The sequence below is a fragment of the Chromobacterium vaccinii genome (assembly GCF_001855275.1).
Taxonomy (GTDB): Bacteria; Pseudomonadota; Gammaproteobacteria; order Burkholderiales; family Chromobacteriaceae; genus Chromobacterium; species Chromobacterium vaccinii.
Genome location: NZ_CP017707.1, coordinates 3,860,385 through 3,879,808, shown reverse-complemented (window position 1 = coordinate 3,879,808; position 19,424 = coordinate 3,860,385). Strand labels below are relative to the sequence as shown.

The window sequence follows — 19,424 nt, the reverse complement described above, 5'->3', positions numbered from 1 at the left end:
TTGCCTGAGCGCCGGGCTTGGATCAGCCCAACGTCTTCTCGATCAGCGCCTTCACCTGGCCGGCGTCCGCCGGCAGCGTCACCACCCGCTGCGGCAGCGATTCCAGCGCCTCGAACCCGGCCGGACGCGGCGGATCACGGTCCAGCGCCTCGCGTATGGTCTCGGCGAACTTGGCTGGCAGCGCGGTTTCCAGGCAGACCACGTTCTCGCCGCCGCGGCGCAGTTCGCGCGCCACCTTGATGCCGTCGGCGGTATGGGTATCCACCACCACGCCGTCCTCGGCGTCCACCTGGCGGATAGCGGCGATGCGGTCGACGTGCGCGCTCTTGCCGGAGACGAAGCCGAACACGTCGCGCACGCGCCCCATCGCTTCCGCATCCAGCTGAAAGCCGCCGCCGGCGTCCACTTCTACCCACAATTGCTTCACTTTCGCCCCGTCGCGGCCGACCAGGTCGAACACGAAGCGCTCGAAGTTGGACGCCTTGGAGATGTCCATCGACGGGCTGGAGGTGACGTAGGTGCGCTCGCTGCCGCGCGGCGCGTAGCGGCCGCTCTTGAAGAATTCGTCCAACACGTCGTTCTCGTTGGTGGCGACGATCAGGCGCTCCACCGGCAGGCCCATGCTGCGCGCCACGTGGCCGGCGCAGACGTTGCCGAAGTTGCCGGACGGCACGCAGAAGCTGACTTTCTCGTCGTTGCCGGCGGTCGCGCGGAAATAGCCGTTGAAGTAATACACCACCTGGGCGACGACCCGGGCCCAGTTGATCGAGTTGACGGTGCCTATCTTATGGCGCGCCTTGAAGGCGTGGTCGTTCTGCACCGCCTTCACGATGTCCTGGCAGTCGTCGAACATGCCCTGGATGGCGATGTTGTGGATGTTCTCATCCTGCAGGCTGTACATCTGCGCGCGCTGGAAGGCGCTCATCTTGCCGTCCGGGCTCAGCATGAACACATTGATGCCGCGCTTGCCGCGCATCGCGTATTCGGCGGCGGAGCCGGTGTCGCCGGAGGTGGCGCCCAGAATGTTCAGCGTCTCGCCGCGCTGGTCCAGCACATACTCGAACAACTGGCCGAGGAACTGCATCGCCATGTCCTTGAACGCCAGCGTCGGGCCATTGGACAGCTCCAGGATCGCCAGGCCGTCATGCAGGCGCTTGATCGGCGTGATGGCCTCGCTGCCGAACGTTTCCGCGCGATAGGCGCGCGAGACGATGCCTTTCAGCTCGTCCGCCGGGATGTCGTCGGCGAACAGGCGGATGATCTCGAACGCCAGCTCGGCGTAGCCCAGGCCGCGCCAGGCGTCCAGCGTGGCGCGGTCGATCCGGGGATAGCGCTCAGGCAGCAGCAGGCCGCCGTCCGGCGCCAAGCCCATCAGCACGGTTTCGCAGAACGGCAGCGGCGCCATGCCGCCGCGGGTACTGATATATCGCATCAACGTTGTTCCAGGTATTGGCCGCAGGCGGCGGAGGCTTCCTTCAGCCTCTGCTTGCCGCGCGGATCGTCCTTTTTGATCTGGCCGGTGACCACCCCCATCACGTCTTCCTCGGAGAAGGTGCCGGCCAGCTTCTCGCTCGCGCACTGGCAGTAGCGCTGCACCTGCTCGTTGCCGGGCTGGCCGACGCCGTCGGACGCCGGCGTGCGCTTCAGGCAGCTTCGCATCAGGAAGCCCTGCAGCAACTGATGCTGGCCGGAACTGAGCGGCGTCGCGGCGGCCATGCCGGAAAGCAGCGCGGCGCACAGGCCGGCTTGCAAGAACTTAGTCATTCAACTCTTCCATTCGCAAACGCACCACTTTGCCGTCGACGCTGTCCAGCGCCTCGATGCCGGCGATGGCGCGGTTGATCGCCTTCTCCAGCACCCGGTGGGTCAGGATCACCACTTCGGCCGTGCCGGCGCTGATCGAGCCCTTCTGGATCAGCGCCTCGATCGAGATGCCGTTCTCCGCCAACAGGCGGGTGATATTGGCCAGCACGCCGGCGCGATCGATCGCCCCGATCCGCAAGTAGTAGGAGCTGGTCACCTCAGCGATCGGCAGGATGGGCAGATCCTGCAACTGGTCCGGCTGGAAGGCCAGATGCGGCACGCGGTGTTCCGGGTCCGAGGTCAACAGGCGGGTGACGTCGACGATGTCGGCCACCACCGCGGACGCGGTCGGCAGCGCGCCGGCGCCGGCGCCGTAGTACAGCGTCGGGCCCAGCGCGTCGCCCTTGACCAGCACCGCGTTCATCACGCCGTTGACGTTGGCGATCAGCCGGCCTTCCGGGATCAGCGTCGGATGCACGCGCAGCTCCACCCCCTTGTCGGTGCGGCGGGTCAGGCCCAGCAGCTTGACGCGGTAGCCCAGCTCCTCGGCGTAGCGGATGTCGCGGCCGTCCAGCTTGCTGATGCCTTCCAGATAGCACTGGTCGAACTGCATCGGGATGCCGAAGGCCAGCGCCGCCATGATGGTCAGCTTGTGGCCGGCATCGTGGCCTTCGATGTCGAATGTGGGGTCCGCCTCGGCGTAGCCCAGCTTCTGCGCCTCGGCCAGCACGTCGGCGAAGCTCGCGCCTTTGTCGCGCATCTCGGTCAGGATGAAGTTGGAGGTGCCGTTGATGATGCCGGCGATCCATTCGATGCGGTTGGCCGCCAGGCCTTCGCGCAGGGTCTTGATGATGGGGATGCCGCCCGCTACCGCCGCTTCGAACGCCACCATCACGCCTTTTTCCTGCGCGCGGGCGAAGATCTCGGTGCCGTGCAGCGCCAGCAGCTTCTTGTTGGCGGTGACCACATGCTTGCCGTTTGCGATGGCCTTCAGCACCAGTTCCTTGGCGATGGCGTCGCCGCCGATCAGCTCGACCACGATGTCCACTTCGGGGTTGTCGACGACATGGTGCGCGTCGTCCACCACAGACACCTCCGGCCCCAGCGCGGCGCGCGCCTTGGCCGCGTCGCGGCTGGCGGCCACCAACAGGCGGATCTCGCGGCCGGCGCGGCGGCTGATTTCGCCGGCGTTCCGTTTCAGCACGGTGGCAGTGCCGCCGCCTACGGTGCCCACGCCCAGCAGGCCGATATTGATCGGTTTCATGCACATCTCCATTCAGTCCCTGGTTTTATTCCGGCCGAAGGCCGTCTGGACAGGCGCGTCCTGTCCGGGCGGTCCTCAGGCGGCGGAAATTGGCCCGCCGCCCGTTTTCAAACGCTTACTCGGCGGCGCCGTGACGCTTGCGGTAGCTTTCCAGGAAGCGCGCGACGCGGCCGATGGCCTCGATCAGATCGTCCGAGTTGGGAAGGAATACCACGCGGAAGTGATCGGGCGCAATCCAGTTGAAGCCGCTGCCCTGCACCAGCAGCACCTTCTCCTGCTGCAGCAGTTCCAGGATGAACTGCTGGTCGTCGGCGATCGGATACACCTTGGGATCAAGCTTGGGGAACAGGTACAGCGCGCCCTGCGGCTTGGTGCAGGACACGCCCGGAATCTCGGTCAACAGCTTGTGCGCCAGATCGCGCTGGCGCGCCAGGCGTCCGCCAGGCGCCACCAGATCGTCTATGCTCTGGTAGCCGCCCAGCGCGGTCTGGATCGCGTGCTGCGACGGCACGTTGGCGCACAGGCGCATCGAGGCCAGCATGTTCAGGCCCTCGATGTAGTCCTTGGCGTGCTTCTTCTCGCCGGACAGGATCATCCAGCCTGCGCGGTAGCCGCAGGCGCGGTAGTTCTTCGACAGGCCGTTGAAGGTCACCACGAACAGATCCGGCGCCAGGGACGCGATCGAGGTGTGCTTGACCTCGTCGTACAGCACCTTGTCGTAGATCTCGTCGGCGTAGATGATCAGCTGATGCTGGCGCGCCACTTCGACGATCTGCTGCAGCAGCTCGGGCGGATACACCGCGCCGGTCGGATTGTTGGGGTTGATGATGACGATGGCGCGGGTGGACGGCGTGATCTTTGCGCGGATGTCGTCGATGCTGGGGAACCAGCCCTGCTCCTCGTCGCAGACATAGTGCACCGCGCGGCCGCCTGCCAGGCTCACCGCGGCGGTCCACAGCGGATAGTCCGGCGCCGGCACCAGCACTTCGTCGCCGTTGTCCAGCAATGCCTGCATCGCCATCACGATCAGCTCGGACACGCCGTTGCCGACGATGATGTCGTCCATCGCCACATTCGGCAGATGCTTCTGCTGCGCGTAGTGCATGATGGCCTTGCGCGCGGCGAACAATCCCTTGGAATCGGAATAGCCGGACGCCGCCGGCAGATTGGCGATCACATCCTCGATCAACTCGTCAGGCGCGAAGAAGCCGAACGGCGCCGGGTTGCCGATGTTCAGCTTGATGATGCGATGGCCCTCGTCCTCCATCTTCTTCGCGTGTTCGAGCACCGGACCGCGGATGTCGTAACAGACGTTGGCGAGTTTCTGCGATTTGTGTACTGGCTGCATGGCGGCGGCGGTTTCCGTTTCGGGCCGCCCGCCGGACGGAACGGTCTTGCGCTGGCGGTGTGGTTGTTTCATGGGATCTCTTGTCATTGTCCGGCCGACTGGAAACCACGCTTCGCGCGTGGTCGCGCCGGCCCCGGGTCTGGGTATAATCCTATCCCAATCTTTGGTGCGCTGCACAGCGCCGCCGCGCGGCCCGCCCGCCGCGCCACCAACACACGCCCATGGAGCCATTCCGATGAAAATGCATCAGTCGCTGGGACAAGGCAAAAACCTGTTCACCGGCTACGGCGAAGGCCACGTGCTGATCAACGCCGAGCGCCGCGACGGCAACCTGATCGTCAGCGCCGACGAGGTGGCGGCCTGGTCCGCGCCGGATTTCGCCAGCCTCGCCGCCGAACACTTCGAGGCGCTGCTGGCCTACCGGCCCGAAGTGGTGCTGTTCGGCTCCGGCGCCGCCCAGCGCTTCGTCCATCCCCGGCTGTACGCGGCGTTGACCCAGGCCCGCATCGGCGTGGAATGCATGGACACCCAGGCCGTCTGCCGCACCTTCAACATCCTGCTGGCCGAAGACCGCCGCGTGGTCGCCGCGCTGCTGGCGATTTAAAGCGCCGCGCGCTTTCGCGGCCCGCCGCCGTCGCGGTGGTAGGCCCACACCACCGCGGCCGAAGCCAGCGACACCAGCGCCAGCAAGGCGAACAGCGCCGCCTGGCTCCAGGCCAGGCCGATCAGCACGCCGCCCAGCCACGGCCCCAACACCGAGCCGACGCGGCCGATGCCCAGGCTCCAGCCGACGCCGGTGGCTCTCAGTCCGGTGGGATAGGCGCTGGCCGCCAGCGCGTTGACCGCCGGCTGGCCGCCGATGATGAAGAAGCCGACGCAGAACAACAGCGCGTACAGCCACAAGGCCTGCCCCTCCACCTGCCCCAGCAGCAACAGGCCGAGCGCGGCCAACAGAAAGCAAGGCGGCAACGCGCGTCGGAACCCGCCGCGGTCTATCCACCACCCCAACAGCAGCGTGCCGGCCACGCCGCCCAACTGCAGCATGCTGCCGGCCAGCAGCGCGTCGCGCATCTCCAAACCCTGCGCCCGCAGCAGCGACGGCATCCAGTTGGACAGGAAATACAGCACGATCAGGTTGAGGAAACTCAGCAGCCACAGCAGCAGCGTTCGCCGGGCCAAGCCGCCGCCAAACAGCGCGGCCACCGAGTTCCCGGCCAACGGCGTCTCCGCCAGCCACGGCCGGCAATCCGCCGGCAGGCCCGGCTCCATCCGCCGCAGCCAGAACAGGGCCTGGGGCGCGCGGCCGCGCAGCAGCAGAAAGCGCGCCGATTCCGGCAGTCCGCGCAGCATCGGCAGCCACAGCAGCAGCGGCGCGACGCCGCCGAACACGAACACCGCCCGCCAGCCGTGCGCCGGAATCAGCCACGCCGCCAGCAAGCCGCCCAGCAGCGCGCCGGCGGTGAAGCCGCAGGAAATGATCATCATCAGGCTGGCGCGCCGCCGCGCCGGACTATACTCGCCGGCCAGCGCCATCGCGTTGGGCATGATGCCGCCCAAGCCCAGGCCGGTGAGAAAGCGCAGAACGATCAGCTGCGGCAAGGTCTGCGCCGCAGCCGTCGCCAGCATGCCCGAGGCGAACATCAGCGTGCAGGTCAGCAAGACCGGCCGGCGGCCGACCAGATCGGACAAGGCGCCGAACAACAGCGCGCCCAGCAGCAGCCCGAACAGCCCGGCGGCGAACACCGGCCCCAGCGCCGATTTGGCGATGCCCCAATCCTCCAGCAGGGCCGGCGCGACATAACCCATCGCCTGCACGTCGAAGCCGTCCAGAATCATGCAAAGCCCGCACAAGACCAACAGCCGGTGCTGAAATCCGCCCAACGGCCGCTCATCCAGCCACTTGCCCAACTCCATGCCCACCCCTTCGATATGCGAATGTCAAAACAGCATCGAAGAAAGGCGGCAATGGGTCAAGCTGCGGCGCAGCACACATTCAAGCGGATGCTATTTTTTGCCGGCGCGTGCCGAAGGGGGTATGGTCGCCCATCAGCCATCTACACGAACGCCAAAACCGGCAAACGTCCACTGCTTTGTCGCCAAAGAAAATGCCGCTCGCCAAATAGGCGAACGGCATCGATGCAGACGGGCTCCGCCCCCCCAGATCAGCCTCAGTGCAGCTTCAACGCCGGCCGCGCCGCGCGGCGCAGCTTGTCGCCAATGAACAGCAGAATCGCCAGCGCCCAGCCATGCACGGCCGCCTGGTGCATCCGGTACAGCGACGCGTAGATCAGCTTCGCGCCGCGGCCTTCCACGTGGTAGTCGCGCTTCGGGCCCACCACCGCCGCCAGGCTGCCCACCGCGGTGTGCTTGCCCAGCGACACCATCATGCCCTGCGGCTTGAAGGCGAACGACCGCGCCGGCTTGTCTTCCAGCCTGCGCGCCAGCTCGTCGGCCAGATAGCGCGCCTGCTGGTGAGCCACCTGGGCGGTGGCGGCCAGCATGCGGCCGCTGTCGCCGTCCGGCGCGGCAGCGCAGTCGCCCATCGCGTAGACGCAGTCGCCGCCGGCGCAATGCAGCCGGGTATCCACCACCAGCTGGTTGACGCGGTTGGTTTCCAGCCCATCCAGGCCGGCCAGCCAGCTCGGCGCCTTGACGCCCGCCGCCCACACCGTGATGTCGGCCTCCACCTTGCGGCCATCGGCCAAGGCGACTCCGTCCGCCTCCACCGCCGCCACCCGGCTGCCGGTCAGCACCTGGATGTGCTTGCCGGCGAGCTGCTCCTCGGCATAGGCCGACAAGGACGGCGGCGCGGCGGCCAGGATGCGGTCCGCGCCTTCGATCACGCTGATTCTCACCCGTTCCGGCTGCAAGCGCGCGCCGTAGTGGTGCAGCTCGCACATGGTGTGGTTGAGCTCCGCCGCCAGCTCCACGCCGGTGGCGCCGCCGCCGACGATGGCGATGGACAGCGCGCGCGCCGGGGCTTCGCCGCTGCTGGCGCGGAAAGCCTGCTCCAGCACGCGGTGGCGCAGCTTCTCGGCGTCGTTTGGGGTATTCAGGAACATCGCGTGCTCGGCAACGCCCGGCGTGCCGAAATCGTTGGCCTCGGCGCCGACGGCGATCACCAGCCAGTCGTAGCCGATCTCGCGCTCGGGGCTCAGCAGCTGGCCGTCGCTGCCGGGTATCGCCGACAGGCGGATGGTGCGGCGCTTCTGGTCCAGGCCCTGCATGAAGCCGAACTCGAAATCGTAGCCGTTGCGGTAGCCATGGGCGAAGTAGTTGACCTCGTCCTCGCCGGTGTTCAGCGCGCCGGTAGCCACTTCATGCAGCAACGGTTTCCAGATATGGGTGGGCGAGCCGTCCACCAGCACGACCTGCGCGCGATGGCGCGCGCCCAGCGTGCGTCCCAGCCGGGTAGCCAGCTCCAGCCCCCCGGCTCCGCCCCCGACGATGACGATGCGCGGCACGGCCGCGTTGCGGCTTAACATAAGCAGCTCCTGATGAGTGGTATTTTTTGCCAAGATTACCGCATTTTTCGTCCCGCCAGCGGCGTCCGGAGAAAATTAGCACCATGCCATGGAAACTTCATGCCGATAGCCTGGCCCCGCGGTCATTTGGCGGCGGCCGACGCCAGGCCGCCGCCAGAAAATATGTCTTTGGCTCGCTTCCGACGACGCTCGCAATACAACAGGCGCGGCGCGAAGGCGCAACACAGGATCAGGGCTTGGGCTCGCGTCTCTTATCCACAGCCACGCGCCGAACCGCCACTTGTCCACAGCCTAAACGCTCCTGGCATGAAAAACGGGCCGCGGCCGATGGCCGTTGCCCGTTTGCGCCGCAATCATCCAGGGAGGCGGCATGCTCCCATCGAAGACGCCTCCCTACCAAAGCATCTTCGCCAGCAGTCCTGCCAACAGGATGGCGATCAGCATCAGCAGGAAATTCTGCCGCTTCTGCTCGCGCATCAGGTGCATATAGCCTTCCACCAAGAGATCAGTCTTGGCCGAGCCCAGGGCCTCGTTCAATTTGCGCGGCAGGGTCGGCAGCGTGGTCGCCCACTGCGGCGCCTCGTTCTTCAGCGTCCGCAGCAGGCCGCGCCAGCCGATCTGCTCGTTCATCCACTTGGTCAGGAACGGCTTGGCGGTGTCCCACAGGTCCAGCTCCGGATCCAGTTGCCGGCCCAGGCCCTCGATATTGAGCAGGGTCTTCTGCAGCAACACCAGCTGCGGCTGGATCTCGACGTTGAAGCGGCGGCTGGTCTCGAACAGGCGCAACAGCACCATGCCGAACGAGATCTGGCTCAACGGCTTCTCGAAGATCGGCTCGCACACGGTGCGCACCGCGGCCTCCAGCTCTTCGGCGCGGGTATCCTTGGGCACCCAGCCGGATTCGATGTGGGCGGTGGCCACGCGGTGGTAGTCGCGGTTGAAGAAGGCCAGGAAGTTGACCGCCAGGTAATGCTTGTCGGAATCGGTCAGGCTGCCGACGATGCCGAAATCCAGCGCGATGTAGCGGCCGTCCGGCGCGACGAAGATATTGCCCGGGTGCATGTCGGCGTGGAAGAAACCGTGGCGGAACACCTGGGTGAAGAAGATCTCCACGCCGAAACGGCTGAGCTTCTTCAGGTCGACCCCGGCCTCGCGCAGCCTGTCGATCTGCCCCACCGGGATGCCGTGCATCCACTCCAGCGTCAGCACCTCGCGGCTAGAGTAGTCGTAGAACACCTCGGGCACGATCAGCATGTCCGAACCCTTGAAGTTGCGCCGCAGCTGCGAGGCGTTGGCCGCCTCGTGCATCATGTCCAGCTCGTCGTGCAGGTATTTGTCGAACTCGGCCACTACCTCGCGCGGCTTCAGCCGCTTGCCGTCGGAGAACAGCCGCTCCACCCAGCCGGCCAGCGTCCGCATCAGGGACAGATCCTGCTCGATCACCGGCAGGATGCCGGGCCGCAGCACCTTGACCGCCACCTCGCGGCCGCGGCTGCCGTCCGCCTGGCGCAGCCAGGCCTTGTGCACCTGGGCGACCGAGGCGCTGGCCACCGGCTTCAGGTCGAAATCGACAAACAGCTCCTCCACCTTGCGGCCCAGGCTGCGCTCCACCACCTGGCGGGCAATTTCGCCGTCGAACGGCGGCACCCGGTCCTGCAGCCGCGCCAGCTCGTCGGCGTACTCCGGCGGCAGCAGGTCGCGGCGGGTGGACAGCACCTGGCCGAACTTGACGAAGATCGGCCCCAGGCCTTCCAGCGCCAGCCTCACCCGCAGCGGCAGCGGCGCCGAGGTGTCGCGGCGGACCGGACACAGGCCGAACAGCTTGTGCAGGAAGGCGAGCCTGGAATGCCCCTCGAGGAAATCGTCCAGGCCGTAACGGTACAGGGTGGCAACAATCTTCAGCGAACGCGATATCGACATAAATCCGTCAGGTCTGGGAATTCTGTTTATTGTTGAACGCGGCTTCCAAGCGCTCCAGCCGCTTGCCCAAGCGGCCGGCGTCGTCGCGCAGATGGTCCACTTCGGCGACGAAGCGCTGCACCAGATGGCGGCTGGCCAGCAGCGGCGCTTCCTCGCGCAGATGCTCGATCCAGCCGTCGGCCAGGCGGAAGGCCAATTGGCCCTTGAAGCCGAACAAGCCGCGCGCCAGGTTTTCCATCCGCTGCGCGGCCACGTCGCCGAACACCCGCGACAAGTCCTCGCTGGCGTGCCAGTGCAGCTGGCCGACGATGCGCCCCACCGCAGACGCCAGCTCGGCGTCGCCCTCCAGCGCGATGTCCGCCAGTTTCGGCGCCTGGCCGGTCAGATGCGACAGCACCGCGCCGTGGCGCAGCTTCAGCCTGGCCTCAGGCTCGCCGTCGCAGGCGGCCAGCCAGCCCTCCTCCGTGATCACGCCGGCCACGTGCAAGGGCGGCAGCGCGATCGCCACCCGGCGGCCGGCATGGGCCGCCAGCTCATCGCGCCGTGCCGGGTGCTGGTTCAGCAGATGGTTGAAGGCTGCGATCTGGATGGCCATGAAGCGCTCTCCCGCGAGATTAGAACTTGACGCCCTTGTGCAGCGCAACAACGCCGCCGGTCAGATTATGGTAGTCCACCTTGCCGAAGCCCGCGTCCAGCATCATCTGCTTCAGCGTTTCCTGGTCCGGGTGCATGCGGATGGATTCGGCCAGGTACTGGTAGCTGTCGGCATCGCCCGCCACCAGCTTGCCCATGACCGGCAGCGCTTTGAACGAGTAGAAGTCGTAGAACGGCGACAACGGCTTCCACACCTTGGAGAACTCCAGCACGAACAGTTTGCCGCCCGGCTTCAGCACCCGGCACATCTCCTTCAGCGCTCCGTCCTTGTGGGTCATGTTGCGCAGGCCGAAGGCCACCGACACCGCGTCGAAATAGTTGTCCGGGAACGGCAGCTTCTCGGCGTCGGCCAGCGACACCGGCAGGATCACGCCCTCGTCCAGCAGGCGGTCGCGGCCCACGGTCAGCATCGAGCTATTGATGTCGGTCAGCCACACTTCGCCGGTCTTGCCGACGCGCTTGGCCCAGCCGCGCGACAGGTCGCCGGTGCCGCCGGCGATGTCCAGCACCTTGTCGCCGGCGCGCACGCCGGAGGTGGTCAGCGTGAAATGCTTCCACACCCGGTGCAGGCCGCCGGACATCAGGTCGTTCATCACATCGTATTTGCTGGCCACCGAGTGGAAGACTTCGGCCACCTTGCCGGCCTTGTCGCTCTCCGCCACGGTCTTGTAACCGAAATGCGTGCTCTTTTCCATGCTCACTCCCTGCTCGCGCCGGCGGCGGCGAGCTTGTCCAGATATTGCTGCCAATACTGGCCGCGCTTGGCGCCCAGCTCGTATAGGTAGGTCCAGCTGTATAGGCCGCTGTCGTGGCCGTCGTCGAAGGTGATTTTCAGCGCGTAATGCCCTATCGGCTCCAGCGCCGTGATGCCGACATGCATCTTGCCGGTCTGCAGCGTCTCCTGGCCGGCGCCGTGGCCGCGCACTTCCGCCGACGGGGAGTGCACGCGCAGGTATTCGCACGGCAGCTCGAAACGGGCGCCGTCGTCGAAGGCGATTTCCAATATCTTGGACACCTGGTGCAACTGGATTTCCACCGGCTGGGCGGCGTCGGGCGCGAGTCCGGACATGGGCATGATCCCTCTATATCTGATTGGACCGCGGCGGCGCGGTCAGGCCTTCTTTTCCAGCAGCATGGCGTCGCCATAACTGAAGAAACGGTATTCCTTTTCCACCGCGTGGCGGTAAGCTTGGAAAATCTGGTCGTAGCCGGCGAAGGCCGACACCAGCATCAACAGCGTCGATTTCGGCAGATGGAAATTGGTCAGCAGGCGGTCCACCACGCGGAAACGGTATCCTGGCGTGATGAAGATGTCGGTTTCGCCGCGGCCGGCGGTCAACTCGCCGCCGCGGACGGCCGATTCCAGCGCGCGCACGCTGGTGGTGCCGATGGCCACCACCCGGCCGCCGCGGGCGCGGGCGGCGGCGACGGCGTCCACCGTGGCCTGCGGAATGTCGTAAATCTCGCTGTGCATCTTGTGCTCGGCCACGTTGTCCACCTTCACCGGCTGGAAGGTGCCGGCGCCGACGTGCAGCGTGACGAAGGCGGTTTCCACGCCCTGGGCCTTCAGCCCGGCCAGCATCTCGTCGGTGAAATGCAGGCCGGCGGTCGGCGCCGCCACCGCGCCCTGCTCGCGGGCGTAAACGGTCTGGTAGCGCTCGTCGTCGTCGTGCTCGGCGCTGCGCTCGATATAAGGCGGCAACGGCAGCCTGCCGGACGCCTCCAGGATGTCGTAGACGTTTTCCTCGGCCAGGAAGCGCAGTTTGAACAAGGCGTCGTGGCGCTCCACCATTTCCGCCTCCCAGCGGCCGGCGAAGATCAGCCGGCTGCCCGGCTTCGGCGATTTGGAGGCGCGGACATGGGCCAGCGCGGTGTGGTCGTCCAGCACCCGCTCGATCAAGGCCTCAACCTTGCCGCCGCTGGCTTTTTCGCCGAACAGGCGGGCGCGGATCACGCGAGTGTCGTTGAACACCAGAAGATCGCCGGCTTGCAGCCGGGACGGCAGGTCGGCGAAGCCCAGGTCGGACAGCGTCATGCCGTCCACGTGCAACAGGCGGCTGGCGCCGCGCTCGGCCGGCGGGTGCTGCGCGATCAGCGCCTCGGGCAGGTGGTAGTCGAAATCGGAAAGCTGCATTGCGGAAACTATCGTTCTGAATCGGCGAATTATACCCGCGCCCACTCTCCGGGCACAGTGCCGCGCGTCGACAGCCCTTGCCATCTCCGACTTTTCGCCACAGTATTCTCCCGGCATGGCGAAAACGCGCGCGCCCGAAAAAACGCCGAAAAATCTAGGGCCTTCACTCTAAACCGCGCGAAGCGATGCGCGGCGCGGCGCACCAAACAACCGTTTTAAATCCCGCAAACGCTGGACATCTTGCGGCGAATTGCGGCAAACTCGCGGCCAAGATGAAAAACAGGAGCCTGGCCTTGAGCCAATCCATCCTCGTGCTGCACGGCCCCAACCTCAACTTGCTTGGCGTTCGGGAACCACAACACTACGGCCGGGACACCCTTGACGACATCAATCGGCGCCTGACTCAGCAGGCCAAAGCGGCGGGCTTTTCCCTGTCCGCGCTGCAGAGCAACGCCGAGCACATACTGATAGAACGCATACACCAATGCCTGGATGACGGCACCGCCTTCATCCTGATCAATCCGGCGGCGTTCACCCACACCAGCGTCGCGTTGCGCGACGCGCTGGCCTCGGTGAAGGTCCCGTTCATTGAAGTACATCTATCCAACGTCCACGCCCGCGAACCGTTCCGCCAGCATTCGTATTTCTCCGATCTGGCGATCGGCGTGATCTGCGGTCTGGGCGCCCATGGCTACGAACTGGCGCTTGCGCACGCGGTACGACACCTGTCCGCGCAAGCCTGACCATCGTTACAGAACAGAATATCCAAATCGAAGGATCGACAATGGACCTGCGTAAACTGAAAAAACTGATCGACCTGGTCGAAGAGTCCGGCATCGCCGAACTGGAAGTGACCGAAGGCGAGGAAAAAGTCCGCATCACCCGCGTATCCTCGGTCGCTCAACAAGCTTTTGTCCAGCCGATGGCGCAGATGTACGCCGCTCCGGCCGGCACCCCGGCCGCGGCTCCGGCAGCGGCAGCTCCCGCCGCCGCCCCGGTCGCCGACACCCAGAACGCGATGAAGTCGCCGATGGTCGGCACCTTCTACCGCTCGCCGAGCCCGGGCGCCAAGTCCTTCATCGAAGTGGGCCAGAGCGTCAGCGCCGGCGACACGCTGTGCATCATCGAAGCGATGAAGCTGATGAATGAGATCGAAGCCGACCGCTCCGGCGTGATCAAGGCCATCCTGGTGGAAGACGGCCAGCCGGTAGAATACGGCGAACCGCTGTTCGTCATCGAGTAAGCGCTCGGACGACATCGCGAGATTCAGGGCACGGCCAAGGTCTGTGCCCTTGTCGTTTGACGTGACAGCATGGGCCCCGGACCGGCCAAGCGCCCGGACCGGATCAACCCGCGGAGAGATTCCATGTTCGAAAAAATTCTGATCGCCAACCGTGGTGAAATCGCGCTGCGCATCCAGCGCGCCTGCCGTGAAATGGGCATCAAGACCGTGGTCGTGCACTCCGAGGCCGACCGCGAAGCCAAATACGTGAAGCTGGCCGATGAATCGGTCTGCATCGGCCCGGCCCCGTCGGCCAAGAGCTACCTCAACGTGCCGGCGCTGATCGCCGCCGCCGAGGTGACCGACGCCCAGGCCATCCACCCCGGCTACGGCTTCCTGTCGGAAAACGCCGATTTCGCCGAACGCGTCGAACAGTCCGGCTTCGTCTTCATCGGCCCGCGTCCGGACACCATCCGCACGATGGGCGACAAGGTGTCGGCCAAGCACGCGATGATCGCGGCCGGCGTGCCCTGCGTGCCCGGCTCCGACGGCGCGCTGCCGGACGATCCGGTCGAAATCGCCAAGATCGCCAAGAAGATCGGCTACCCGGTCATCATCAAGGCCTCCGGCGGCGGCGGCGGTCGCGGCATGCGCGTGGTCCACTCCGAAGGCGCGCTGATCAGCTCGGTGCAGATGACCCGCACCGAAGCCGGCGCGGCCTTCGGCAATCCGACCGTGTACATGGAAAAATTCCTGGAACTGCCGCGCCACATCGAGATCCAGGTGCTGGCCGACGAATACGGCAACGCCATCTATCTGGGCGAGCGCGACTGCTCGATGCAGCGCCGCCATCAGAAGATCATCGAGGAAGCGCCGGCGCCGGGCATCACCGACAAGCAACGGCAGAAGATCGGCGAAGCCTGCGCCGAAGCCTGCCGCCGCATCGGCTACCGCGGCGCCGGCACCTTCGAGTTCCTGTACGAGAACGGCGAGTTCTACTTCATCGAAATGAACACCCGCGTGCAGGTGGAGCATCCGGTGACGGAAATGATCACCGGCGTGGACATCGTGCAGGAACAGATCCGCATCGCCGCCGGCGAGAAACTGCGCTATAAGCAAAAAGACATCGTGTTCGCCGGCCACGCGATGGAATGCCGGATCAATGCCGAGGACCCGTTCACCTTCGTGCCGTCCCCGGGCAAGATCGAGAGCTACCACCCGGCCGGCGGCCCCGGCATCCGCATCGACTCGCACATCTACCAGGGCTACACCGTGCCCTCGCACTACGACTCGATGGTGGGCAAGCTGATCGCTTACGGCGACACCCGCGACCAGGCGATGGCGCGGATGCGCGTGGCGCTGTCGGAGATGGCGATCTCCGGCATCAAGACCAATATTCCGCTGCACCAGGAGCTGTTCCTGGATGCGGCCTTCCAGCGCGGCGGCACCAGCATCCATTATCTGGAGCACCGCCTGCAGCAGAAAAAAGGGGAAGCCTGATGGCATGGTTGCAAGCCACCATTGATTCCGATTCCGCCGTCGCCGAACGGCTGGCCGACGCGCTGATGGATGCCGGCGCGCTGTCCACCGCCATCGAAGACGCCTGGGCCGGCACCGACCGCGAGCAGCCGATCTTCGGCGAACCGGGCGAGCCGGTGGACCAGTTGTGGAGCCAGAGCCGCATCATCACCCTGTTCGACGAGAACGCCGAAGTGGCGCTGCTGATCGCCGCCGCCGCCAACGCCTGCCAGCTGGCCATGCCGGCCTACAGCGTCGAGCGCGTGGAGGAGCAGGACTGGGTGCGGCTGACGCAGTCGCAGTTCGAGCCGATCCGCATCTCCGACCGGCTGTGGATCACCCCGACCTGGCACGAGGCCCCGTCCCCCAATGCGGTGAACCTGCAGCTGGACCCGGGCTTGGCCTTCGGCACCGGCAGCCACCCCACCACCCGGCTGTGCCTGCAATGGCTGGACAAGCAGCTGCAGGGCAACGAAAGCGTGCTCGACTACGGCTGCGGCTCCGGCATCCTGGCCATCGCCGCGCTGAAGCTGGGCGCGGCCTCGGCCGTCGGCATCGACATCGACCAGCAGGCGGTTCGCGCCAGCAAGGACAATGCCGAGCAGAACGGCGTGGCGGCCGATTTCTTCCTGCCGGACGCCAATCCGCAAACCCAGTACGACGTGGTGCTGGCCAATATTCTGGCCAATCCGCTGCGCATGCTGGGCGACCTGCTGGCAAGCCATGTGAAAACCGGTGGTAGAATCGTGCTTTCCGGCATCCTCGCCGAACAAGCCGAAGAACTGTCCGCCATCTACAGCCAATGGTTCGAGATGGACCCGCCGGTGTTCGACGAAGGATGGACTAGACTGACAGGAACCCGACGCGCCGCCGTATGACATACACGACACAGTGCCCCAACTGCCAGACCCGCTTCAAGGTCAATGACAGCCAGTTAGCAGCCGCCAATGGACTGGTGCGCTGCGGGCGCTGTTCCCATGTATTCAAGGCCCCGGACCATTTCGTCATCACCCGCCCCGAGCCGGCGCCGGCTCTGGCGGCGCCCCCGGCTCGCGATCCGATGGACGACTTCGAGCTGGAAGTGCCGGACTTCGATCCTCAGGCCCAGCAAGGCGATGTCCAGATCCTGCCGGACCCGGTCGCCGCTCAGCAACCGCGCGCGGCGGCCGCTCCCGTTCAGGCCGAAGCGCCGCCCCCAAGGCAGGAAGACGTGGAAGCCTTCCAGCGCGCGCTGTCCGAGGCGATGCAGAACCGCCATGTCTCCACGCCGATCGGCAATCCCTTCGACGATCCCGAACCGCCGCCCGCCCCGGCCCAGCCCGAGGTGTTCGGCAGCCGCCGGCGCGCCGAGGCTGCGCATGCCGAGGAAGTGCCGCCGGCGCATGTCGAATTCGATGAGCCGCTGTTCACCGACGCCGACGCGGTGGAGGAGGAAGCGGCCCGCACCCACAAGCCGGCCGGCCCCTGGCTGAATGGCCTGCTGGCCGCGCTGGCGGTGATCGGCGCGCTGTTCCTCGCCGCGCAGCTGGTCTACATCAATCGCACCCGCATCGCGGCGGAAGTGCCGGAATCCCGGCCGACGCTGGAACATCTATGCCGCGCGCTGGATTGCGAAGTGCCATGGCCGACCGACATCGCGCTGATCCGCACCGAATGGTCGGAGCTGGCCTTCGTCCCCGACTACCCCAACCTGATCCAGCTGTCGGCGACGCTGAAGAACCATGCGCAGTATCCGCAGGCGTATCCGATGCTAGAAGTGACGCTGAAGGACAGCGACGACCAGGTGCTGATCCGCAAGGTTTTCGCGCCCAAGGAATACCTGAAGCCGGACGACCTGAAGCTGAACCGCTTCAACGCCAACAGCGAGGTCAAGGTCACCATGCGGCTGGATGCCGGCAAGGTGCATGCGATGGGTTACAGCCTGTACTGGTTCTACCCCTGAGAACAGACGGCGCTCCCGCGCCGCCCCGTATCTAACGCCTTACTCCTCCATCTTGAAATCGAATTCCTGGCTCAAGGTCGCGCTCGGCGCGCAGCGGTATTCGCGCAAGGCCTTGGCGATCTCCGAACGGAAGCCGCTGCGGTATTGCGGCGGAATCGCCGCGCTGAACGTCGCGCTTCTGATGCCGGATACCGAGCCGTCGGCGCCGGTCTTGAACGTCACCTTGACCACCCCGGCCACGTCATCCCTCATCGCCGCCACCGGATAATCGGGCTTCTGCTGCTTGGCGCAACCCGCCGCCGCCGCAGTCATCGTCGCGCCCAACACCAGCAAACCGGCCACCATCATCTTTGTTTGCATGACCTACTCCTTCCCGATACACGGAGCGCGTGCCTACGCGCGCCGGCTTCCGTTATAGGAAAAGAGATGATTGTCCGCATACAAACATTTATATTGAAAATCAATCAGTTGGCATGAACAACCCACCTCAACCGCGGAAGAATTCCGCCAGGTATTCAACGAACACCCTCACCTTGCCCGGCACATGGCGGCGCACCGGATAGACCACCGACAGGTCCAGGCAATGCCAATGGTAGCCGGGCAGCACCGGCACCAGCCTGCCGTCGGCCAGCTCCTCGTCCAGCAGAAAGCGCGGCTGCAGCACGATGCCCATGCCGTGCACGGCGGCGTCGGTCAGCACGTCGCCGTTATTGGCCTTGAGTCCGCCCCGGACCTTCACCCTACCCTGGCTGCCGTCCGGCGCCTGGTAGTCCCAGACATTGGGCTGGGATGTCAGCGCGTACAGCAGGCACTGGTGGTCGACCAGCTCGGCCGGACTCCCCGGCGCGCCGTGGCGCGCCAGATAATCCGGCGAGGCGGCCAACAGGTCTTCGATCTGCGCCAGCTTGCGTGCCACCAACGAGGAGTCGCTGAGATTGGACACCCGCAGCGCCAGATCGAACCCCTCCTCCACCAGGTCCACCCGGCGGTCGTTCAGGCTCAGCTCCACCTCGATCTGCGGATGGCGCTGGTGGAAGCCGCCGATGATGCGCCCCAGGTAGCGCATGCCGAAGGACACAGGCGCCGATACCCTGAGCCTGCCCACCGGCTCGCTGGCGCCGTGGGACAGCAGCGCGTCCAGCTCGTCCAGCTCGCCCAGCAGGCTGCCCGCTTGGGCCAGATAGGTTTCGCCGGCCTCGGTCAGCGACAGCTTGCGCGTGGTGCGATGCATCAGCCGCACGCCCAGCCGGTTCTCCAGCGCCGCCACCAGCTTGGTCACCATCGCCCGCGACAGCTCCAACCTTTCCGCCGCGGCGACGAAACTGCCCAGCTCGGCCACGCAGACGAAGGCTCGTATCTCGGAGAATCTATCCATATAATTTCTTATAGAGAAATAATAATTTTCAAATTGTAGTATTTATTGAATATAAAGCTGATGGTCAAATAGCGCCATACCAATCTGAACTGGAACGCAATCATGAACCGTCTGCAAAACCCCTACCTGGCCGCCCTGGTGCTGCGCGTGGCGCTGGGCCTGATGTACCTGTCTCACGGCGCGTTGAAGCTGTTTGTCTTCACCCCGGCCGGCACCGCCGAATACTTCGCCAGCCTGGGTCTGCCGGGCTTCGTCGGCTACTTCGCCATCCTGATCGAGATCGGCGGCGGCCTGCTGCTGCTGGCCGGCATCCAGGCGCGCTGGGTGGCGCTGCTGCTGATTCCGCAACTGCTGGGCGCCATCGTTCTGGTGCACGGCGCCAAGGGCTGGATGTTCACCAACGAGGGCGGCGGCTGGGAATACCCCGCCTTCCTGATCGCCAGCTCGCTCGCGCTGTTCCTGCTGGGCCAGCCGGAACGGCAGCGCCAAGCCTGACCAAGCCCGATCACCGATCTCCAGCCCCGCTTCCGCGGGGCTTTTCGCTTTTTAGAGTTGCATTACAAAAATGCAACAGCGCCGGTCTTTCCTCCCAGCTCCCCAAGTCCGCAATATTCAAGCGCTATCTCGCGCCAGCCCACCAATATGCTGCAATGCAGCAGACAATCAAGACAATTCCGACTTGCACATTTTCTTGATTGCCATCAAGCTGCTGCGTGATTTGCATGTAGTTAAACTACAAAATTGGCAAGATACGCACAA

The 19,424-nt window shown here is 65.5% G+C and carries 20 protein-coding genes; 7 read left to right on the top strand and 13 right to left on the bottom strand.

Annotated features, from left to right (window positions below; all coding sequences use genetic code 11):
* Positions 1-22: 22 nt before the first annotated feature.
* The 4 genes from thrC to BKX93_RS18025 form a co-directional block, all read right to left on the bottom strand.
* Positions 23-1,432, bottom strand: coding sequence for a threonine synthase (gene thrC / locus BKX93_RS18040; RefSeq protein ID WP_070980788.1), 1,410 nt, complete (start codon positions 1,430-1,432; stop codon positions 23-25).
* Entirely contained in the window at positions 1,432-1,764 is a 333-nt protein-coding gene (locus BKX93_RS18035) for a hypothetical protein (RefSeq protein ID WP_046155408.1), read from the bottom strand. The genes thrC and BKX93_RS18035 overlap by 1 nt, the downstream gene beginning before the upstream one ends.
* Positions 1,757-3,067: a homoserine dehydrogenase gene (locus BKX93_RS18030; protein ID WP_046166356.1), complete on the bottom strand. Its 1,311-nt coding sequence runs from the start codon at positions 3,065-3,067 to the stop codon at positions 1,757-1,759. Before BKX93_RS18030 ends, BKX93_RS18035 begins: the two co-directional genes overlap by 8 nt.
* A gap of 115 nt (positions 3,068-3,182) precedes the next feature.
* Complete coding sequence (locus BKX93_RS18025; protein WP_046155468.1) at positions 3,183-4,415, bottom strand: pyridoxal phosphate-dependent aminotransferase; 1,233 nt, start codon at positions 4,413-4,415, stop codon at positions 3,183-3,185.
* A gap of 235 nt (positions 4,416-4,650) precedes the next feature.
* On the opposite strand from BKX93_RS18025, the gene BKX93_RS18020 reads away from it, so the two are divergent.
* Positions 4,651-5,019, top strand: coding sequence for an Mth938-like domain-containing protein (locus BKX93_RS18020; RefSeq protein ID WP_046155410.1), 369 nt, complete (start codon positions 4,651-4,653; stop codon positions 5,017-5,019).
* Here the strand turns inward: BKX93_RS18020 and BKX93_RS18015 are convergent.
* From BKX93_RS18015 to queA, 7 genes are all read right to left on the bottom strand, one after another.
* Positions 5,016-6,329, bottom strand: coding sequence for an MFS transporter (locus tag BKX93_RS18015; protein ID WP_070980787.1), 1,314 nt, complete (start codon positions 6,327-6,329; stop codon positions 5,016-5,018). The two genes, BKX93_RS18020 and BKX93_RS18015, sit on opposite strands and share 4 nt — an antisense overlap.
* Positions 6,330-6,583: 254 nt before the next feature.
* Positions 6,584-7,900, bottom strand: coding sequence for an NAD(P)/FAD-dependent oxidoreductase (locus BKX93_RS18010; RefSeq protein ID WP_070980786.1), 1,317 nt, complete (start codon positions 7,898-7,900; stop codon positions 6,584-6,586).
* Between the two features lie 393 nt (positions 7,901-8,293).
* Complete coding sequence (gene ubiB, locus BKX93_RS18005; protein ID WP_070980785.1) at positions 8,294-9,820, bottom strand: ubiquinone biosynthesis regulatory protein kinase UbiB; 1,527 nt, start codon at positions 9,818-9,820, stop codon at positions 8,294-8,296.
* 7 nt (positions 9,821-9,827) lie between these two features.
* Positions 9,828-10,415, bottom strand: coding sequence for a ubiquinone biosynthesis accessory factor UbiJ (locus BKX93_RS18000; RefSeq protein ID WP_070980784.1), 588 nt, complete (start codon positions 10,413-10,415; stop codon positions 9,828-9,830).
* 19 nt (positions 10,416-10,434) lie between these two features.
* Positions 10,435-11,169, bottom strand: coding sequence for a bifunctional demethylmenaquinone methyltransferase/2-methoxy-6-polyprenyl-1,4-benzoquinol methylase UbiE (gene ubiE, locus BKX93_RS17995; RefSeq protein WP_070980783.1), 735 nt, complete (start codon positions 11,167-11,169; stop codon positions 10,435-10,437).
* A gap of 2 nt (positions 11,170-11,171) precedes the next feature.
* Positions 11,172-11,543 carry a gamma-butyrobetaine hydroxylase family protein gene (locus BKX93_RS17990; RefSeq protein ID WP_070980782.1) on the bottom strand — a complete coding sequence of 124 codons (372 nt, stop codon included), beginning with the start codon at positions 11,541-11,543 and terminating at the stop codon, positions 11,172-11,174.
* A gap of 42 nt (positions 11,544-11,585) precedes the next feature.
* Positions 11,586-12,608, bottom strand: coding sequence for a tRNA preQ1(34) S-adenosylmethionine ribosyltransferase-isomerase QueA (gene queA, locus BKX93_RS17985; RefSeq protein ID WP_070980781.1), 1,023 nt, complete (start codon positions 12,606-12,608; stop codon positions 11,586-11,588).
* A 272-nt stretch (positions 12,609-12,880) separates the two neighbouring features.
* Between queA and aroQ the strand changes: the two genes are divergently transcribed.
* The 5 genes from aroQ to BKX93_RS17960 all read left to right on the top strand — a co-directional run bounded on the left by aroQ (position 12,881) and on the right by BKX93_RS17960 (position 17,290).
* Positions 12,881-13,351 (top strand): type II 3-dehydroquinate dehydratase, encoded by a 471-nt coding sequence (gene aroQ / locus BKX93_RS17980; RefSeq protein ID WP_186009440.1) that lies wholly within the window; start codon positions 12,881-12,883, stop codon positions 13,349-13,351.
* Positions 13,352-13,392: 41 nt separating this feature from the next.
* Complete coding sequence (gene accB / locus BKX93_RS17975) at positions 13,393-13,851, top strand: acetyl-CoA carboxylase biotin carboxyl carrier protein (RefSeq protein WP_070980780.1); 459 nt, start codon at positions 13,393-13,395, stop codon at positions 13,849-13,851.
* Positions 13,852-13,974: 123 nt separating this feature from the next.
* On the top strand, positions 13,975-15,330 hold the full coding sequence (accC, locus tag BKX93_RS17970; protein WP_021475511.1) for an acetyl-CoA carboxylase biotin carboxylase subunit: 1,356 nt from the start codon (positions 13,975-13,977) through the stop codon (positions 15,328-15,330).
* Positions 15,330-16,226 carry a 50S ribosomal protein L11 methyltransferase gene (gene prmA, locus BKX93_RS17965; protein ID WP_046155418.1) on the top strand — a complete coding sequence of 299 codons (897 nt, stop codon included), beginning with the start codon at positions 15,330-15,332 and terminating at the stop codon, positions 16,224-16,226. The genes accC and prmA overlap by 1 nt, the downstream gene beginning before the upstream one ends.
* Positions 16,223-17,290, top strand: coding sequence for a DUF3426 domain-containing protein (locus BKX93_RS17960; protein WP_046166363.1), 1,068 nt, complete (start codon positions 16,223-16,225; stop codon positions 17,288-17,290). The genes prmA and BKX93_RS17960 overlap by 4 nt, the downstream gene beginning before the upstream one ends.
* 39 nt (positions 17,291-17,329) lie before the next feature.
* Here the strand turns inward: BKX93_RS17960 and BKX93_RS17955 are convergent, their stop codons facing one another.
* Both BKX93_RS17955 and BKX93_RS17950 read right to left on the bottom strand, forming a co-directional pair.
* Complete coding sequence (locus tag BKX93_RS17955; protein WP_052717286.1) at positions 17,330-17,650, bottom strand: energy transducer TonB; 321 nt, start codon at positions 17,648-17,650, stop codon at positions 17,330-17,332.
* Positions 17,651-17,777: 127 nt separating this feature from the next.
* Positions 17,778-18,665: a LysR family transcriptional regulator gene (locus BKX93_RS17950; protein ID WP_046155420.1), complete on the bottom strand. Its 888-nt coding sequence runs from the start codon at positions 18,663-18,665 to the stop codon at positions 17,778-17,780.
* 102 nt (positions 18,666-18,767) lie between these two features.
* Here BKX93_RS17950 and BKX93_RS17945 point away from each other — a divergent pair, with 102 nt between their 5' ends.
* On the top strand, positions 18,768-19,160 hold the full coding sequence (locus tag BKX93_RS17945; RefSeq protein WP_070980779.1) for a DoxX family protein: 393 nt from the start codon (positions 18,768-18,770) through the stop codon (positions 19,158-19,160).
* The last annotated feature ends 264 nt before the right edge of the window (positions 19,161-19,424 follow it).

Excerpts from the sequence above, each read along its gene's own strand:
- thrC (WP_070980788.1), bottom strand. The coding sequence starts at position 1,432 with ATGCGATATATCAGTACCCGCGGCGGCATGGCGCCGCTGCCGTTCTGC.
- BKX93_RS18035 (WP_046155408.1), bottom strand. The coding sequence starts at position 1,764 with ATGACTAAGTTCTTGCAAGCCGGCCTGTGCGCCGCGCTGCTTTCCGGC.
- BKX93_RS18030 (WP_046166356.1), bottom strand. The coding sequence starts at position 3,067 with ATGAAACCGATCAATATCGGCCTGCTGGGCGTGGGCACCGTAGGCGGC.
- BKX93_RS18025 (WP_046155468.1), bottom strand. The coding sequence starts at position 4,415 with ATGCAGCCAGTACACAAATCGCAGAAACTCGCCAACGTCTGTTACGAC.
- BKX93_RS18020 (WP_046155410.1), top strand. The coding sequence starts at position 4,651 with ATGAAAATGCATCAGTCGCTGGGACAAGGCAAAAACCTGTTCACCGGC.
- BKX93_RS18015 (WP_070980787.1), bottom strand. The coding sequence starts at position 6,329 with ATGGAGTTGGGCAAGTGGCTGGATGAGCGGCCGTTGGGCGGATTTCAG.
- BKX93_RS18010 (WP_070980786.1), bottom strand. The coding sequence starts at position 7,900 with ATGTTAAGCCGCAACGCGGCCGTGCCGCGCATCGTCATCGTCGGGGGC.
- ubiB (WP_070980785.1), bottom strand. The coding sequence starts at position 9,820 with ATGTCGATATCGCGTTCGCTGAAGATTGTTGCCACCCTGTACCGTTAC.
- BKX93_RS18000 (WP_070980784.1), bottom strand. The coding sequence starts at position 10,415 with ATGGCCATCCAGATCGCAGCCTTCAACCATCTGCTGAACCAGCACCCG.
- ubiE (WP_070980783.1), bottom strand. The coding sequence starts at position 11,169 with ATGGAAAAGAGCACGCATTTCGGTTACAAGACCGTGGCGGAGAGCGAC.
- BKX93_RS17990 (WP_070980782.1), bottom strand. The coding sequence starts at position 11,543 with ATGTCCGGACTCGCGCCCGACGCCGCCCAGCCGGTGGAAATCCAGTTG.
- queA (WP_070980781.1), bottom strand. The coding sequence starts at position 12,608 with ATGCAGCTTTCCGATTTCGACTACCACCTGCCCGAGGCGCTGATCGCG.
- aroQ (WP_186009440.1), top strand. The coding sequence starts at position 12,881 with ATGAAAAACAGGAGCCTGGCCTTGAGCCAATCCATCCTCGTGCTGCAC.
- accB (WP_070980780.1), top strand. The coding sequence starts at position 13,393 with ATGGACCTGCGTAAACTGAAAAAACTGATCGACCTGGTCGAAGAGTCC.
- accC (WP_021475511.1), top strand. The coding sequence starts at position 13,975 with ATGTTCGAAAAAATTCTGATCGCCAACCGTGGTGAAATCGCGCTGCGC.
- prmA (WP_046155418.1), top strand. The coding sequence starts at position 15,330 with ATGGCATGGTTGCAAGCCACCATTGATTCCGATTCCGCCGTCGCCGAA.
- BKX93_RS17960 (WP_046166363.1), top strand. The coding sequence starts at position 16,223 with ATGACATACACGACACAGTGCCCCAACTGCCAGACCCGCTTCAAGGTC.
- BKX93_RS17955 (WP_052717286.1), bottom strand. The coding sequence starts at position 17,650 with ATGCAAACAAAGATGATGGTGGCCGGTTTGCTGGTGTTGGGCGCGACG.
- BKX93_RS17950 (WP_046155420.1), bottom strand. The coding sequence starts at position 18,665 with ATGGATAGATTCTCCGAGATACGAGCCTTCGTCTGCGTGGCCGAGCTG.
- BKX93_RS17945 (WP_070980779.1), top strand. The coding sequence starts at position 18,768 with ATGAACCGTCTGCAAAACCCCTACCTGGCCGCCCTGGTGCTGCGCGTG.